Below are 13,897 nucleotides of genomic sequence, written 5' to 3' on the forward strand. Positions count from 1 at the left end.
GGACTTGGCGCTACAATCTGCCGCATGAAACCCGTGATCTTCGGCCTGTCCGGCGCAACACTGACCCCTGACGAACGCGCTTTTTTCGCGGATTCACAACCGGCCGGTTATATCCTGTTCCGGCGCAACATCATCGATAGGGCGCAGCTGCGCGCGCTGACCGACGATTTGCGGGCGCTGCATGGCCGCGACGACCTGCTGATCATGATCGATCAGGAAGGGGGGCGGGTGGCGCGGATGCAGCCGCCGGTCTGGCCTGCCTTTCCGGCGGGAGCGGTGTTTGACCGGCTTTATGACGTCGCGCCGTCCAGCGCGATTGCCGCAGCACGCGCCAATGCCCGCGCGATCGCGCTGACGCTGGCGGAGGTCGGCATTACCGTCGATGCGCTGCCGTTGCTGGACGTGCGGCAGGATGGGGCAAGCGACATCATGGGCGATCGCACGCTGGGCGCCGAGCCGATGCGGGTCGCTGCGCTGGGGCGGGCGACTCTCGAAGGGCTGGCCGATGGCGGGGTGGTCGGCATCGTCAAGCATATGCCGGGCCATGGCCGGGCGCTGGTGGACAGCCATCTGGAATTGCCGGTGGTGCGCGCGGATGCCGATATGCTGGCGAGCGACCTGCAACCGTTCGAGCGCTTGCGCGACGCGCCGATGGGGATGACCGCGCATGTCGTTTACACCGCCTGGGACGCGCAGCGCCCCGCCAGCCTGTCGCCGACCGTGATCGAGGATGTTATTCGCACGAGGATCGGCTTTGACGGGCTGCTCATGTCCGACGATCTGGACATGAAGGCGTTGCAGGGCAGCATCCCCGATCTGGCGGCGGGCGTGGTCGCTGCGGGGTGCGATCTGGCGCTCAACTGCTGGGGGCGGATGGACGATATGCTGGGCATTGCCGACCAGTTGCCGGAGATATCGGACGCAGCGCGCGCGCGGCTCGACCGGGCGATGGGGTCGGTCGAGCGTGGCGGCGATCAGCCGGAACTGGCGGCATTGCTGGCGACGCGGGACAGTTTGCTGGGGTTGGTGGCGGCTTGAGGGGCGAACTCGAAAATGCCTCCCATAGGGCGACGACCATTGCGCATGACGTTCGGCTATCCCTCCAACGTCATGCTGAATTTGTTTCAGCATCCATTTCTCGTCACGAGCAACTGTGTGAGCTGGAAAAATGGATGCTGAAACAAGTTCAGGATGACGGTGAAGCAGAGGGCCGTTTCATATGCCATAATCCTGGCCCATGCCGGAGGGACTAGACGTGGACGACCTGTTCATTGCCCCGGCCATTCCCAGCCCCGACACGCTGACCGTCAGTTTCGATGCGTGGGAAGGGCCGCTGGACTTGCTGCTGACGCTGGCGCGGTCGCAGAAGGTGGATTTGCGCGAGATTTCGATTCTGGCGCTGACCGAACAATATCTGAAGTTCATCGACGGCGCGCAACAGGTGAAGCTGGAACTGGCCGCCGATTATCTGGTGATGGCGGCGTGGCTGGCCTATCTCAAATCCGCGCTGCTGCTGCCGCGTCAGGAGCAGGCCGATCCCAGCCCCGAAGAACTGGCCCTGCGCTTGCAATTGCGGCTGCAACGGCTGCATGCGATGCGCGATGCGGCGGCGCGGCTGATGGCGCGCGACCGGATTGGACGCGACGTATTCGTGCGGCGCAATCCTGAAGGGCTGCGGCTGGTGCGCAAGGCCAAATGGCAGGCAAGTCTTTACGACCTCATCCAATCCTATGGGCAGATCCGCGCCCGGACCCAGCCCGTCGTTCACACCATCGCGGTGCGGCCAGTGATGACGCTGGACGAGGCGATCCAGCGGGTCGGTGCGCTGGTCGGCGCGGCAATCGACTGGACGCGGCTGGAGGCGTTTCTGCCCGCCGGGCTGGACAATGCCAAGGCAAAGTCGGCGCTGGCCAGCAGCTTTGTCGCGGCATTGGAACTGGCCCGGCAGGGGCGGCTGGAAATCCAGCAGGACGGGATTTTCCAGCCCATTTTTCTGCGCGCCGGGGTGCCGGACATGGAGGCCGGGGCATGAAGGGGGAACCCGACGATTATTTGCGCGCGGTAGAGGCAGCGCTGTTCGTGGCCGAAGCGCCGCTGACGCTTGCGGAATTGAGACTGCATGTCGGCGAGGCGGGCGATCTGGCGGCGGCGCTCCGACAATTGGCGGACGATTATGCCGGGCGCGGCATCAACCTGGTGGAGCGGGGCGGGCGCTGGCATTTCCAGACGGCGGCGGATCTGGCGCATATATTGCGGCGCGAGAAGGATGAGGCACGCAAATTGTCGCGCGCGGCGATGGAGACGCTGGCGATCATCGCCTATCATGAGCCGGTCAGCCGCGCCGAGATAGAGGCGATAAGGGGCGTTCAGGTGGCCAAGGGAACGCTGGACGTGCTGATGGAGGCAGGCTGGGTGCGTCCCGCCGGACGGCGCGAGGTGCCGGGACGACCACTCATCTATGCGACGACCGTAGATTTTCTGTCACATTTCGGGCTTAGCAGCCGCCGGGACTTGCCCGGTATCGACGATCTGCGTGCGGCCGGGCTGCTTGATCCGGTCGATTTGGTGCTGGAGGGTCTGGGCGGGCAATCCGTTCTGGAAAATGACGATGATGTGGCCTAGATAGGTTGCCTTACAGGAGTATTTGAAATGGGTTCCTTCTCGCTGATGCACTGGGTGATCGTGCTCCTGGTCGTCATGCTGCTGTTCGGTGGCGGCCGGATTTCCGGCCTGATGGGTGACGTGGCCAAGGGCATCAAGAGCTTCAAGAAGGGCATGGCGGACGATGACGACGATGTCGCCCCGGCCAAGCCCGCGACCCGGCTGGAGGGTCATCGCGTGCCTGAACAGGATGCGGGGACGACGGCGACCGGCGCTACCGAAGAAAAGACCAAGGCCTGACGTTCAAGCGCCGGGTGGTAGGGTAGCCACGCATGTTTGGTATCGATTCGACCGAGTTCCTGCTGATCGTCATCGTTGCGGTGATCGTGATCGGGCCGAAGGATTTGCCGCGCGCGCTTTACAAGGTGGGTCAGATCGTCGGCAAGGCGCAGGGCATGGCGCGCCATTTCCGCACTGGCCTCGACGCCATGGTGCGAGAGGTCGAGCTGGAGGAACTGGAAAAGAAGTGGGCCGCGCAGAACAAGCGGATTATGGAAGAGCATCCGCCGGAGGTTGCCGCTCCAGCCATGGAGGCGCTGCCGCCGCCGGATGTTGAGGCCGCGCCGGACGGGCCGCCGCCCTTCGTAGCGGAATCCGCGCCCGTGGCGCCGCCGGCCGATGCGCCCCCCTATCTGGCCGGGGAAGCGGCTGTTGACCATAAGAGCGGGTCGGCGGCATGATCGGCGATATTGATGATAGCAAGGCGCCCTTGCTCGACCATCTGATCGAGTTGCGTGGCCGTTTGTTGAAATGCGTCTATGCGCTGGCGCTGACGGGCGCGCTCTGCTTCTATTTTTCCGCCGAACTGTTCGCGATCCTGGTCCACCCGCTCAAGGAAGCCTTTGGCGATGGCGGCGGCAAGCTGGTCTATACCAAGCTGTACGAAGCCTTTTTCGTGCAGGTGAAGATCGCCTTTTTCGGGGCCTTCTGCCTGTCCTTCCCGATCATCGCCAACCAGCTATGGGCGTTCGTCGCGCCGGGCCTCTATGCCAAGGAGAAGAAGGCTTTGCTGCCCTTCATCCTGGCGACGCCCTTTCTGTTCGCGATGGGCGCGAGCCTTGCCTATTTCGTGGTGATGCCGACTGCCTTCCATTTCTTTCTGGAATTTCAGGGCGACAGCAGCGGTTTGCAGGTCGAGGCTTTGCCGAGTGCCGACGCCTATCTGGGGTTGGTGATGCAGTTCATCCTGGCGTTCGGCATCAGTTTCCTGATGCCGGTGCTGCTGATGCTGCTCAACCGGGCCGGTTTCGTCAGCCGCGCGCAGCTGATCAGCCTGCGCCGCTACATGATCGTAGCGGCCTTCATCCTGGCCGCCGTGCTGACGCCACCCGATGTCGTGTCGCAGCTCATGCTCGCGATTCCGCTGTTGCTGCTGTACGAAATCACCATCGTGGCGATCTGGTTCACCGACCGGCGGCAGGCCAATATGCAAGAGGTCGAGGAAGCGTCGACCTGAACAAAAAGCGGCCCGCCTTTTAAGGGGCGGGCCGATGCTAGGGGAGTCGGGTAGTCGTATCGCTGGCGGCAATCAATTCGCCGCCTTCTCCACGGCCTCGCCCGCGCTCTGCACGTCGCGGCCAGCGCCTTCGACGGTGTTGCAGGCGGCGACCATCAGCGAACCAGTGAGCAGCAAGGCTGCGAGGATCTTATTCGTCATCGAAACTCTCCTTGAGAAACATGCGACCATATGGGGTGAGCCATGTTGGTGACGAGGAACAGAACCCGCTTCTTACACAAGCGTTCCGACCATCAAAAATTTAATGATTTCAACAGGAAGGTCACCCAAAAAATCTGAGCCCGGAACGCGTCGGGGGGGGGAGGCGTTCCGGGCTCATATTATGTGGATAGCAAGAGCGGGGGGCAAAAGATTTGCTATCCGAAGTGAAGAACCCACAATGGCGCGGATCGGTTCCCGCACTGCCCGGAAAAATGCATTTTTTAATCCCGCGCAATTCCAGACATTTGGCTGGTGCAGCGCGCGTTAACCTGAAAAAAGTTGGCGCTGCTCAGACGATCGGGCGGCCGCTGTTGCGATATTCGGGGCGGATAGTGGATTCCGGCAGGCTGTCTTCGCGAGCGGATGGCGCTGGACGGGCGACGGGCGCGATCCAGCCCGTCGAGGGGTTCGCGGCGGTTGCGTTGCCCACAGGTACGGGCGCGGCGAACGCTTCCACGGGCGCGACCGGCTTGGTCGGCCAGATCCGGCGCGCAGGACCGGAGATGGTTTCCCGCCCCAGATAGGGGGTGCGGAACGCCGCCAATGTGCCGTTGAAGCCGGGATTGCGGTAAAAGATATGCGCGCCGATCACTGCGACCGGGTGCAGGCTCGACGACCAGGCGGGGCGGACCGCCAGCGTGTGGTAATGTGTCGCGAGGCCGACCGGGGCGTAGACGCGGCCCGCCAGCGCGTCCTGCGCGACCCGCCGCGCGCGAACCCATTGGGCAGCGGCAGGCAGGCGCGTCATCGCGCCGTCACAGCTGAAGGTGAACTGGCATTTATAGTCGGTGCGTTCGGAGCCTTCATAGACGACGCCGCACACCGTATTGGGCCAGAGCTGGCTGCGTACGCGGTTGAGCACGACCTGTGCGACGGCCCGCTGGCCATCGTCCGGCTCGTTGCCCGCTTCATAATAGATGGCGGAAGTCAGGCAGTTGAGCGCGCGATAGCTGTCGAGGCCGGTCATGCCGCGAAAGATGGCGGCGGGCGCGGCCTTCACCTCGTCCAGCCCCATGACATGCTCACTTTGCACCGTCTGCGCGCCGGGAACGGGATCGAAAGCGCCTTCTGCAAAGAAGAAGGCGGAGCCGGGGAAGTTGGCGGCGGCCTCTTCGGCCGGGTCGTCATGGGCCTGCTGCCCGTCGAGCATGTCGAGCGGGGCGGCGGTAATGAAGCGCGGTGCGACAAGCGCAGCAAGGACAAGGGCGACGATGCCGCTGCGTCCCTTCCACCCGATCGCGCCCATGTCCAGATCCTTCATATGCAGCGACGCGCCGTCGCCCATGCCGCCCATAGACGCATTTCCTTTCCACTTCCTCCCCCGATTCCGCCCTGTGCCGTGTTGGGACAGGGTGAAGGGCAGGGGTTAACGCGGCGGTGAAATCGCCTCTTTTGACCGCGCATCATTCCCTTGCTTGGCAAAGGCGTATGGGGTCCGCTATGCGTGCGCCATGCTGCTACAATCCAATAGTCTCGCGCTGATCGGCAATACGCCGATGGTGCGCCTTGCCGGTCCCTCCGCTGCGACGGGCTGCGATATTTTCGCCAAGTGCGAATTTGCCAATCCCGGTGCGTCGGTGAAGGACCGCGCTGCGCTGTTCATCGTCAATGATGCCGAGGAGAGGGGGCTGCTGAAGCCCGGCGGCACCATCGTCGAAGGGACGGCGGGCAATACCGGCATCGGCCTCGCGCTGGTCGCCAATGCCAAGGGGTACAAGACGATCATCGTCATGCCCGAAACCCAGAGCCGCGAGAAGATGGACACGCTGCGCGCGCTGGGAGCGGAACTGGTGACGGTGCCCGCGGCGCCCTATTCCAATCCGGGGCATTTCGTCCACACCTCGCGCAGGCTGGCGGAGGAGACGGAAGGCGCGATCTGGGCCAACCAGTTCGACAATATCGCCAATCGCAAGGCGCATATCGTCGGCACTGCCGAGGAAATCTGGACCCAGATGGAAGGCCGGATCGACGGCTTTACCTGCGCTGCGGGCACGGGCGGCACGATTGCGGGCGTGGGGTTGGGCCTCAAGGCCAAGGATGAGGCCATCACCATTGCGCTGAGCGATCCGCACGGCGCGGCCCTGTATCAATATTATGCCTGTGGCGAACTGAAGGCGGAGGGTAGCTCCGTTGCCGAAGGGATCGGGCAGGGCCGGATCACCGCCAATCTGGAAGGCGCGCCGATCGACACGCAGTTCCGCATTTCCGACGAGGAAGGGCTGGAGTGGGTCCGTCGCCTGCTGGCGGAGGAAGGGCTGTGCCTGGGCCTGTCGTCAGGCATCAACGTCGCGGGCGCGGTGGCGCTGGCGCGGCAATTGGGTCCGGGGAAGCGGATCGCGACGATCCTGTGCGATACAGGCTTTCGCTATCTGTCGACGCTATACAACCGGCAATGGCTTGAATCTAAGGGCTTGACGGTCTTTCCCTGGCTGGCGCAGACTGCATGAGCGCCGACACGGGTCGCGGCGATGTACAAATGAGCGCAGGCATGGCTGAAACACCCCGCCGACTGGAAGGGTTGCAGCGCGTTCAGATCGGGCTGACCGGTCTGGCAGGTGTCGTGTTGCTGGTGGGTCTGGCCAATATCGTCATCGACAAGGCGCGGAAGGACGATGCCGCGCTGCCGCCGCCAGTGGTGCCGACATTGTCCACTGCCCCCACCAATGTCGTGTCGCCCAAGGATCCACTCGCTGAACTGGGCGTGCAGCCCGCGCCGGAGCAGGCGCCGGTGGTGCCCGATCAGGCGCCGGTCGTGCCCGATCTTCAGCCCGATCCCAATCTGCGCAAGCCGATGGACCGCGATCCGCAGCCGCGTTGAATGATGGGCGGGTGAAGGTGCCGCGCCGCCTGACGATCTTTCTGACTCTGTTTCTGCCCGTTGTTGCGGCGTTGGTGGCGGGGTTGGTGCGCGCCTGGCGATCGGGCGGGCAGGCCGATCCATGGACATGGGCCTTGCCCGCTGCGCTGATGGTGGCGCTGATGGGGCAGTTGCTGGCGAAAAATCTGTGGCGGTGGTTGCTATGGATCGCGATCGGCGCGACCGGGGCGGCGCTGATTTTCTGCACGATAGCCGCGGCGCGTCCGCCCGATCTTTGGGCGGCTGTGGGATTGCTGATTATGACGCTGCTGGCGGGGTTCGGCAGTCGCGGGCTGCGCGAAGGCGGGACAAGATTGATCGCTGTCGGGCTGCTTGTGCTGGCCGGGTTGCTGGCCTGGCGCGGTCCGTCGCAACCGTTGACGGCGGTGGCCGACCGGCCCGTGCTGGCGGTGATCACGGCGCTGCCGCTATTCTGGGCCGAAGGGGCGCGCGCCGACGCGCCGATCATCACTGTGCTGCGAACGCGCTTCACGGTGCGACCGCTGGATGATCCGCGCGCATTGGCCGGATCGGGCGCGCGCGCCTTGCTGCTGGCCCAGCCGCGCGCGATGACGGCGGAGGAACTGGTGGCCGTCGACGCCTGGGTACGGGCAGGCGGCACGGCGCTGGTGCTGGCCGATCCGCTGTTGCGCTGGCCGACCACGCTGCCGCCCGGCGACCGTCGGCGCGCGCCATCGGTCAGTCTGCTGCCGCCGCTGCTGGCGCATTGGGGCGTTGAGCCGGGCGTGCTGGACGAGGCGGAGACGCGCCACTTTCTGGATGATGGGCAGCTTGTCACCCTGTCCGGGACGCAGGCATTTACAGGGAGGCAGCCGGGCTGCGTCCCGCCGCGCGGCGCAATCATGCGCTGCCGGATCGGGCAGGGGCGCGTCGTACTGGTGGGTGATGCCGACCTGATCGACGACCGGCTCTGGCTCGCCGATCCGGCCGGTCCGCTCGATCCGCGTGTCTGGGCAGCGGATACGCCCGCATTGGTCGGGCAATGGCTGGGTGTTTCGATTGCACAAGGGCGGCACTGGTTTCGCGAGGCTGGCGACGTGGTGACAGGGCTACGCTGGGCGCTGATCTTTGGGACGGGATGGGCGATCCTGGGAATGGTGCTGTTCCGCCGGACTGAACAGCGAGTTGAACAATGAGGAGAATGAGAACAAATCATGAAAATATGCTGGAAAAGCCGAGGAAAATCCGTTAGACCCAGTTTCTAACAGCTCAGCCCACTTTCTCCCGACTTTTCCCTTTTCAGTTGGCCCCTTGCTTGGTAGGTAATCAGCAATTGGGGTTAATCAGGTGTTGGCGATTCCTGCGTGCCGGATGTCATTCCAGTGATTCCGGCGACGGGTGGCCTGTGCCCCGCATGAAAGGGGCGAATTTCCAGCGTGTCGGATGTCATTCTCTATTCGGGCAACGCGTTCAGCGTCGCGGACGGCAAGGGCCGTTTCGTGTTGCCCCTGGAGATGCGCAAGCTGGTTCGCCAGGCGAGCGGCGATGAAAATCGCCTGTGCCTGTCCGTCCACATGGACAATGGCTGCGCCACCGGCTTTGGCCTGTCCCACAAGCGTTTCCTGTTCGATGAAGTCGCTGAACTGGAACGGCTGGCGCGCGAGGCGAACCGGCCCTTCAACGGCGATCTGGAACGCGAAAATCGTCTCGGCACGATCGAGGACGTCAATTTCGATGATGGCGGCCGCTTCTTCCTCCACCCCGATATCAAGGAAGAAGCGGGCATCACCGACGTGGCGTTTTTCTATGGCGTGGGCCGCTATTTCCAGATCTGGAAGCCCGAAGCCCTTGTGGAAAGCCCCGATCGCCCGGCGCTGATCCGCAACAAGGTGAAGCGCTGGCTCGACGCGCGCGCAGCGGAGGGCGGCAAGTGAGCCTGCCTGACGCTGATACCGCCCCGCACATCCCCGTGCTGCTCGACGAAGTGCTCCATGCTCTTGCCATCACCCCTGGCGAGATTCATGTGGACGGCACGTTCGGCGCGGGCGGCTATTCGCGCGCCATGGCGAAGGCAGGGGCGACGGTCTATGCGCTGGATCGCGACCCCGATGCGATCCGCGAAGGCCAGGCGGTTGCCGATGCACATGGCATCACGCTGATCGCGGGCGAATTTTCGCGCATGGCGGAATTGCTGGCGGAACGCGGGATCGACAAGGTGTCGGGCATCACGCTCGACATTGGCGTATCCTCGATGCAGCTGGACCGGGCCGACCGTGGCTTTTCCTTCCAGTCCGATGGCCCCCTGCTCATGACCATGAGCCAGGACGGGATGAGCGCGGCCGATTTCCTGAACAACGCGCCGGAAGAGGAGATCGCCAACATCCTCTACCGCTATGGCGAGGAGCCACGTTCGCGGCGCGTCGCCCGCGCGATTGTCGAGGCGCGCCCGCTGGAGCGGACCGGGCAGCTGGCCCATGTCATCCGCCGCGCGCTGAGCCACAAGCCGCATGACAAGAAAGACCCTGCAACCCGCGCCTTTCAGGCGATCCGCATCCATGTGAATCGCGAACTGGAGGAACTGGAGCGCGCGCTGGAGGCGGCCGAGGCGCTGCTGGAGGAAGGCGGGCGTCTGGCCATCGTCAGCTTTCACAGCCTGGAGGACCGCATCGTCAAGCAGTTCCTGCGCAACCGCAGCGGCGGGGAAGGCGGCTGGTCGCGGCACATGCCCGAAAAGCGCGCCGCCGATGCGCCGACCTTTGCCAAGCCCGCCAAGGCGGTGCGCGCGGGCGAGGCGGAACTGGCGCGCAACCCCCGCGCCCGATCGGCCACGCTGCGCAGCGCCGTGCGTACATCTGCCCCTGTTTCGTCCTCCGGGAGTCCCCGCGCATGATCGCCGTCAAAAGGTTGCAGAGCCTGATCTGGGTATTGCTGGTCGCGCTGGGCGCGCTGGGCGCCTATCTGGTGTCGCTCAAGGTCGCGACCGAGCGCAACGAGTTGATGCAGGTGCGGATGCAAATTGCGCGGGCGAAGGGGGATATTCGCTATCTGGAGACGGAATTCAGCGCGCGCGCGTCGATGCGGCAGCTGGAAAGCTGGAACCAGCATGATTTCATGTACGGCACGCCGACCGCTGGCCAATATCTGGCGGGCGAACGCGCGCTGGCGCAGCTGGACGGGGTGCAGCCCAACGGCCCAGACTATGTCGCGCCGCCGGTGATGGTGGCGATGGTGGAAACCCCCGCTGACCTGCCGTCCGCTCCGCAGGCGGCGCCCGCCAGCCCCGCCGCCACCCAGATCCGCAGCGACATCGCCGTGATTCGCGAGGCGCACGCCGCCGACAATGTCGAGAAACTGGCCAAGCCCGCGCCGCGCACGCCTGCGGTGCAGGCGAAGGTCGACGCCGATGTGTCGAGGCCCAATCCGGTGGCGCGCAAGGCCGAACGCATGGCGATGCTGGACGCCAAGCTGCTGGACGACAATACGCTGGGCGAACTGAGCGCGACGGCGGCGCGCGAGCGCAAGAAGGGAGCGCGCTGATATGGCGACGATCATCGTTCAGCCGGGCGTGGCGCGGGCGGGGCGGCAACGGGTCAGCCTGACCGCCATTGCCCATCACCGGCTGATGCTGCTGCTGATCCTGTTCATGGCGGTGACGATGGTGCTGGTCGGCCGGCTGCTGTGGGTCGGCGTGTTCGCGCACAGCGGAACGGGCGACGACGCCCTGTCGGCGTTCCTGCCGGCCCGCGCCGACATAGTCGATCGCAACGGCGTGCCGCTGGCGCGGACGATGGACGCCTATTCGGTGGCGGTGCGCCCGTCCAAGCTGATCGGCGAACCGGCCGAACTGGCGCGCAAGCTGCACGAGATTTTTCCCGATGAGGCCGAGGCGGTCTTTTACAAGAAGCTGACCGGCCGTGGCTGGGCCTATCTGCGTCGCCGGGCCTTGCCTGAGCAGGTGGCGGCGGTGAATGCGCTGGGCGAAATCGGCATCGAATTCCCGCGCGAGAAGGAGCGGCTCTACCCGCAGCGCACGCTTGCCGCGCATGTGCTGGGCTTTGCGCCCAATGCCGACGGGGTCGGGGGCATGGGCGTGGAGGCTGCGTTCAACGATCGGCTGACCGATGCGGCGCTGCGCGGCCAGCCCTTTGCCATTTCCATCGACAGCCGGGTGCAGGGCGCGCTGGAAAGCGAGCTTTACGCCCAGATGGTCACGCAACATGCCAAGGGCGCGGGCGGCATCATATTGGACGCCAATACGGGCGAAGTGATCGCCATGGCCTCCATCCCCGTGTTCGACCCCAACAAGCTGCAAAATTATGCGGGCAAATCGTGCAGCGAGTCACCGCTATGCAACCGGATGGTGCAGGCCCGTTACGAACTGGGATCGACCTTCAAGCCGATCTCGATCGGGGCGGCCATGGACCATGGCATCGTGACGTCGATGAGCAAGCGTTATGACGCGACCGCGCCGATCTCCATCGGCGGGTTCCGCATCAAGGACGATCATTCGCTGGGACGCTGGATCAACGTGCCTGAAACGCTGGTCCACAGCTCCAACATCGCGACCGCGCGGATCGCCGATGAAATGGGCGCTGCGCCGATGCAGCAGATTTTCCGCACGCTCAAATTCGACCAGCGCGCGCCGATCGAACTGAAGGAGCGGGCCGGGACGATCTGGCCGAGCAATTGGGGACGGATCACCACCATGACCGTATCCTATGGCCATGGCATTGCGGTGACGCCGCTGCATCTGGCCAGCGCCTATGCCGCGCTGGTCAATGGCGGCATGTACCGCCCCGCGACGCTGCGCAAGTTGAAGCCCGGCGAAGCCCCGGTCGGACAGCGCGTCTTTTCCGCCGCCACCAGCGCGCGGATGCGCCAGCTGTTGCGATTGATCGTTGCGGCGGGTACAGGGCGTAGCGCCGACGCCACGGGGTTCCGGGTGGGCGGCAAGACAGGTTCCGCCGAGAAACCTGAGGATGGTCGCTATAATAAGAGTTCGCTGGTGACGACATTTGCTGCTGCTTTCCCGATGGATAATCCGCGCTATGTCGTCCTGACCATGATGGATGGCGCGACCAGCGCGATCGGCCTGCGCACTGCCGCCTGGACCGCTGCGCCGGTGGTCAAGCGGGTGATCGAACGTACCGGGCCGATGCTGGGCGTGATGCCCGACGAGCGCCGCGACGTCGATATTTCGGACCTGACGCCATTGCTGTGGAAACCCAAGGGGGAAGCCGAATGACGCGCCTTGCCGGGCTGATCGACGGGCTGGACGCGGCTGTGAGCGCCGGGGCGGTGCTGGACACCAATGTCACCGGCTTTGCCATCGACAATCGCAAGGTTGCACCCGGCACCGTGTTCGGCGCCTTTCAGGGCCTGCGCGTCAATGGCGAGGATTATATTGCCGACGCTGTGAAGGCGGGGGCGATCGCGGTCGTCGCGCGGCCAGAAGCCAGGGTCGAAGGCGCGATCCATATCGCCCACGCCAATCCGCGCCGCCTGTTCGCGCAGCTTGCCGCACGCTATTTCGCGCCCTTTCCCGATGTGACGGTTGCCGTCACCGGCACGAATGGCAAGACCAGCACGGTCGAACTGACCCGGCAATTGTGGCGGATGATGGGCCATCATGCCGCGTCGATCGGCACGCTGGGCGTCACGACATCGGTGGATCAGGTGTCGACGGGCCTGACCACGCCGGACATCGTCACTTTCCTGTCGAACATGTCGGGCCTGCGACGGGAAGGCGTCACCCATGCCGCGTTCGAGGCGTCGAGCCACGGGCTGGCGCAATATCGTACCGAAGGGCTGCCGGTGCTGGCGAGCGGCTTCACCAACCTGTCGCGCGACCATCTCGACTATCATGGCGACATGGACAGCTATTTCGACGCGAAGATGCGGCTGTTCGATGAAGTCGTGGCGTCGGATGGCGCGGCGGTGGTGTGGGCGGACGATGCCTGGTCGGACAAGGTGATAGCGCGAGTGGCCGCGCGCGGCCTGCGCCTGTTGAGCGTTGGCGAGAAAGGCGAAGCGCTGCGGCTCGTCACGCGCACGCCGACGCAATTGGGACAGACGCTGGGCATTGAGGCGGACGGCAAGATATATAAGGTCAATCTGCCGCTGATCGGCGCCTATCAGGCGGCCAATGCGCTGACGGCGGCGGGCCTGGTCATTGCTACCGGCGGGGACGTGGCGAAGGTGCTGGAGTTGCTGGGCCGGGTTCAGCCGGTGCGCGGTCGGCTGGAGCGCGCGGTCATCAGCAAGGCGGGCGCGCCGGTTTATGTCGATTATGCCCATACGCCCGACGGCCTGCGCGCCGCAATCGAAGCGCTGCGGCCGCATACCAAGGGCAAGCTGATCGTGCTGTTCGGCGCGGGCGGGGATCGCGATGCGGGCAAGCGGCCTTTGATGGGGCAGTTGGCGGCACAGCTGGCCGATCATGTGATCGTGACGGACGATAATCCACGGTCGGAGGAGCCATCCGCGATCCGTGCCGCCGTGATGGCGGGTGCCGCTGGCGCTGAGGAAATTGGCGGGCGGCGCGCGGCGATTGCGGCGGCGATTGCGCAGGCGGGCGCGGATGACATCGTGCTGCTGGCGGGCAAGGGGCATGAGCAGGGCCAGATTATCGGCGACCGGGTGCTGCCTTTCGACGATGTGACCGTGGCGCGGGAGTGCGCGGGTTGATGCGGTTCTCAATT

At 64.9% G+C, this 13,897-nt stretch carries 16 protein-coding genes; 14 read left to right on the forward strand and 2 right to left on the reverse strand.

The genetic code is table 11. The annotated features are described in order from the left end of the window. The first annotated feature begins 24 nt into the window (after positions 1-24). From nagZ to tatC, 6 genes are all read left to right on the forward strand, one after another. Positions 25-1,038 carry a beta-N-acetylhexosaminidase gene (gene nagZ / locus IWY39_RS16465; RefSeq protein WP_107123725.1) on the forward strand — a complete coding sequence of 338 codons (1,014 nt, stop codon included), beginning with the start codon at positions 25-27 and terminating at the stop codon, positions 1,036-1,038. 217 nt (positions 1,039-1,255) lie between these two features. Continuing rightward, the gene (locus IWY39_RS16470) at positions 1,256-2,032 is read left to right on the forward strand and encodes a segregation and condensation protein A (RefSeq protein WP_107123724.1); all 777 of its coding nucleotides are present in this window, start codon (positions 1,256-1,258) and stop codon (positions 2,030-2,032) included. Beyond that, positions 2,029-2,622, forward strand: coding sequence for an SMC-Scp complex subunit ScpB (gene scpB, locus IWY39_RS16475; RefSeq protein ID WP_107123723.1), 594 nt, complete (start codon positions 2,029-2,031; stop codon positions 2,620-2,622). Before IWY39_RS16470 ends, scpB begins: the two co-directional genes overlap by 4 nt. Positions 2,623-2,649: 27 nt before the next feature. Further along, positions 2,650-2,901 carry a twin-arginine translocase TatA/TatE family subunit gene (locus tag IWY39_RS16480; RefSeq protein ID WP_017184109.1) on the forward strand — a complete coding sequence of 84 codons (252 nt, stop codon included), beginning with the start codon at positions 2,650-2,652 and terminating at the stop codon, positions 2,899-2,901. A 32-nt stretch (positions 2,902-2,933) separates the two neighbouring features. Beyond that, complete coding sequence (gene tatB / locus IWY39_RS16485; RefSeq protein WP_107123722.1) at positions 2,934-3,341, forward strand: Sec-independent protein translocase protein TatB; 408 nt, start codon at positions 2,934-2,936, stop codon at positions 3,339-3,341. Beyond that, positions 3,338-4,117 carry a twin-arginine translocase subunit TatC gene (gene tatC / locus IWY39_RS16490; RefSeq protein ID WP_017184111.1) on the forward strand — a complete coding sequence of 260 codons (780 nt, stop codon included), beginning with the start codon at positions 3,338-3,340 and terminating at the stop codon, positions 4,115-4,117. Before tatB ends, tatC begins: the two co-directional genes overlap by 4 nt. A gap of 72 nt (positions 4,118-4,189) precedes the next feature. Here tatC and IWY39_RS16495 read toward each other — a convergent pair whose 3' ends face one another. Together IWY39_RS16495 and IWY39_RS16500 are read right to left on the reverse strand one after the other, a co-directional pair. After that, positions 4,190-4,318 (reverse strand): entericidin A/B family lipoprotein, encoded by a 129-nt coding sequence (locus tag IWY39_RS16495; protein WP_107123721.1) that lies wholly within the window; start codon positions 4,316-4,318, stop codon positions 4,190-4,192. A gap of 349 nt (positions 4,319-4,667) precedes the next feature. Continuing rightward, a complete protein-coding gene (locus tag IWY39_RS16500) occupies positions 4,668-5,672 on the reverse strand; it encodes a cell wall hydrolase (RefSeq protein WP_107123720.1) in 1,005 nt (334 codons plus the stop codon). A gap of 157 nt (positions 5,673-5,829) precedes the next feature. On the opposite strand from IWY39_RS16500, the gene IWY39_RS16505 reads away from it, so the two are divergent. The 8 genes from IWY39_RS16505 (at position 5,830) to IWY39_RS16540 (ending at position 13,883) form a co-directional block, all read left to right on the forward strand. Further along, positions 5,830-6,825: a cysteine synthase A gene (locus IWY39_RS16505; RefSeq protein ID WP_017184114.1), complete on the forward strand. Its 996-nt coding sequence runs from the start codon at positions 5,830-5,832 to the stop codon at positions 6,823-6,825. Between the two features lie 41 nt (positions 6,826-6,866). Beyond that, positions 6,867-7,196 (forward strand): hypothetical protein, encoded by a 330-nt coding sequence (locus tag IWY39_RS16510; RefSeq protein WP_026002570.1) that lies wholly within the window; start codon positions 6,867-6,869, stop codon positions 7,194-7,196. Beyond that, positions 7,193-8,392: a DUF4350 domain-containing protein gene (locus tag IWY39_RS16515; protein WP_107123719.1), complete on the forward strand. Its 1,200-nt coding sequence runs from the start codon at positions 7,193-7,195 to the stop codon at positions 8,390-8,392. The genes IWY39_RS16510 and IWY39_RS16515 overlap by 4 nt, the downstream gene beginning before the upstream one ends. Positions 8,393-8,632: 240 nt before the next feature. After that, positions 8,633-9,130 carry a division/cell wall cluster transcriptional repressor MraZ gene (locus IWY39_RS16520; RefSeq protein ID WP_107123718.1) on the forward strand — a complete coding sequence of 166 codons (498 nt, stop codon included), beginning with the start codon at positions 8,633-8,635 and terminating at the stop codon, positions 9,128-9,130. After that, the gene (rsmH, locus tag IWY39_RS16525) at positions 9,127-10,086 is read left to right on the forward strand and encodes a 16S rRNA (cytosine(1402)-N(4))-methyltransferase RsmH (protein ID WP_107123717.1); all 960 of its coding nucleotides are present in this window, start codon (positions 9,127-9,129) and stop codon (positions 10,084-10,086) included. The genes IWY39_RS16520 and rsmH overlap by 4 nt, the downstream gene beginning before the upstream one ends. Continuing rightward, positions 10,083-10,733, forward strand: coding sequence for a hypothetical protein (locus IWY39_RS16530; protein ID WP_019051524.1), 651 nt, complete (start codon positions 10,083-10,085; stop codon positions 10,731-10,733). The genes rsmH and IWY39_RS16530 overlap by 4 nt, the downstream gene beginning before the upstream one ends. Before the next feature lies 1 nt (position 10,734). Further along, positions 10,735-12,441 (forward strand): peptidoglycan D,D-transpeptidase FtsI family protein, encoded by a 1,707-nt coding sequence (locus IWY39_RS16535; protein ID WP_107123716.1) that lies wholly within the window; start codon positions 10,735-10,737, stop codon positions 12,439-12,441. Beyond that, positions 12,438-13,883: a UDP-N-acetylmuramoyl-L-alanyl-D-glutamate--2,6-diaminopimelate ligase gene (locus IWY39_RS16540; protein WP_107123715.1), complete on the forward strand. Its 1,446-nt coding sequence runs from the start codon at positions 12,438-12,440 to the stop codon at positions 13,881-13,883. The genes IWY39_RS16535 and IWY39_RS16540 overlap by 4 nt, the downstream gene beginning before the upstream one ends. The last annotated feature ends 14 nt before the right edge of the window (positions 13,884-13,897 follow it).

Source organism: Sphingobium sp. JAI105 (assembly GCF_015752145.1).
GTDB lineage: Bacteria > Pseudomonadota > Alphaproteobacteria > Sphingomonadales > Sphingomonadaceae > Sphingobium > Sphingobium xenophagum.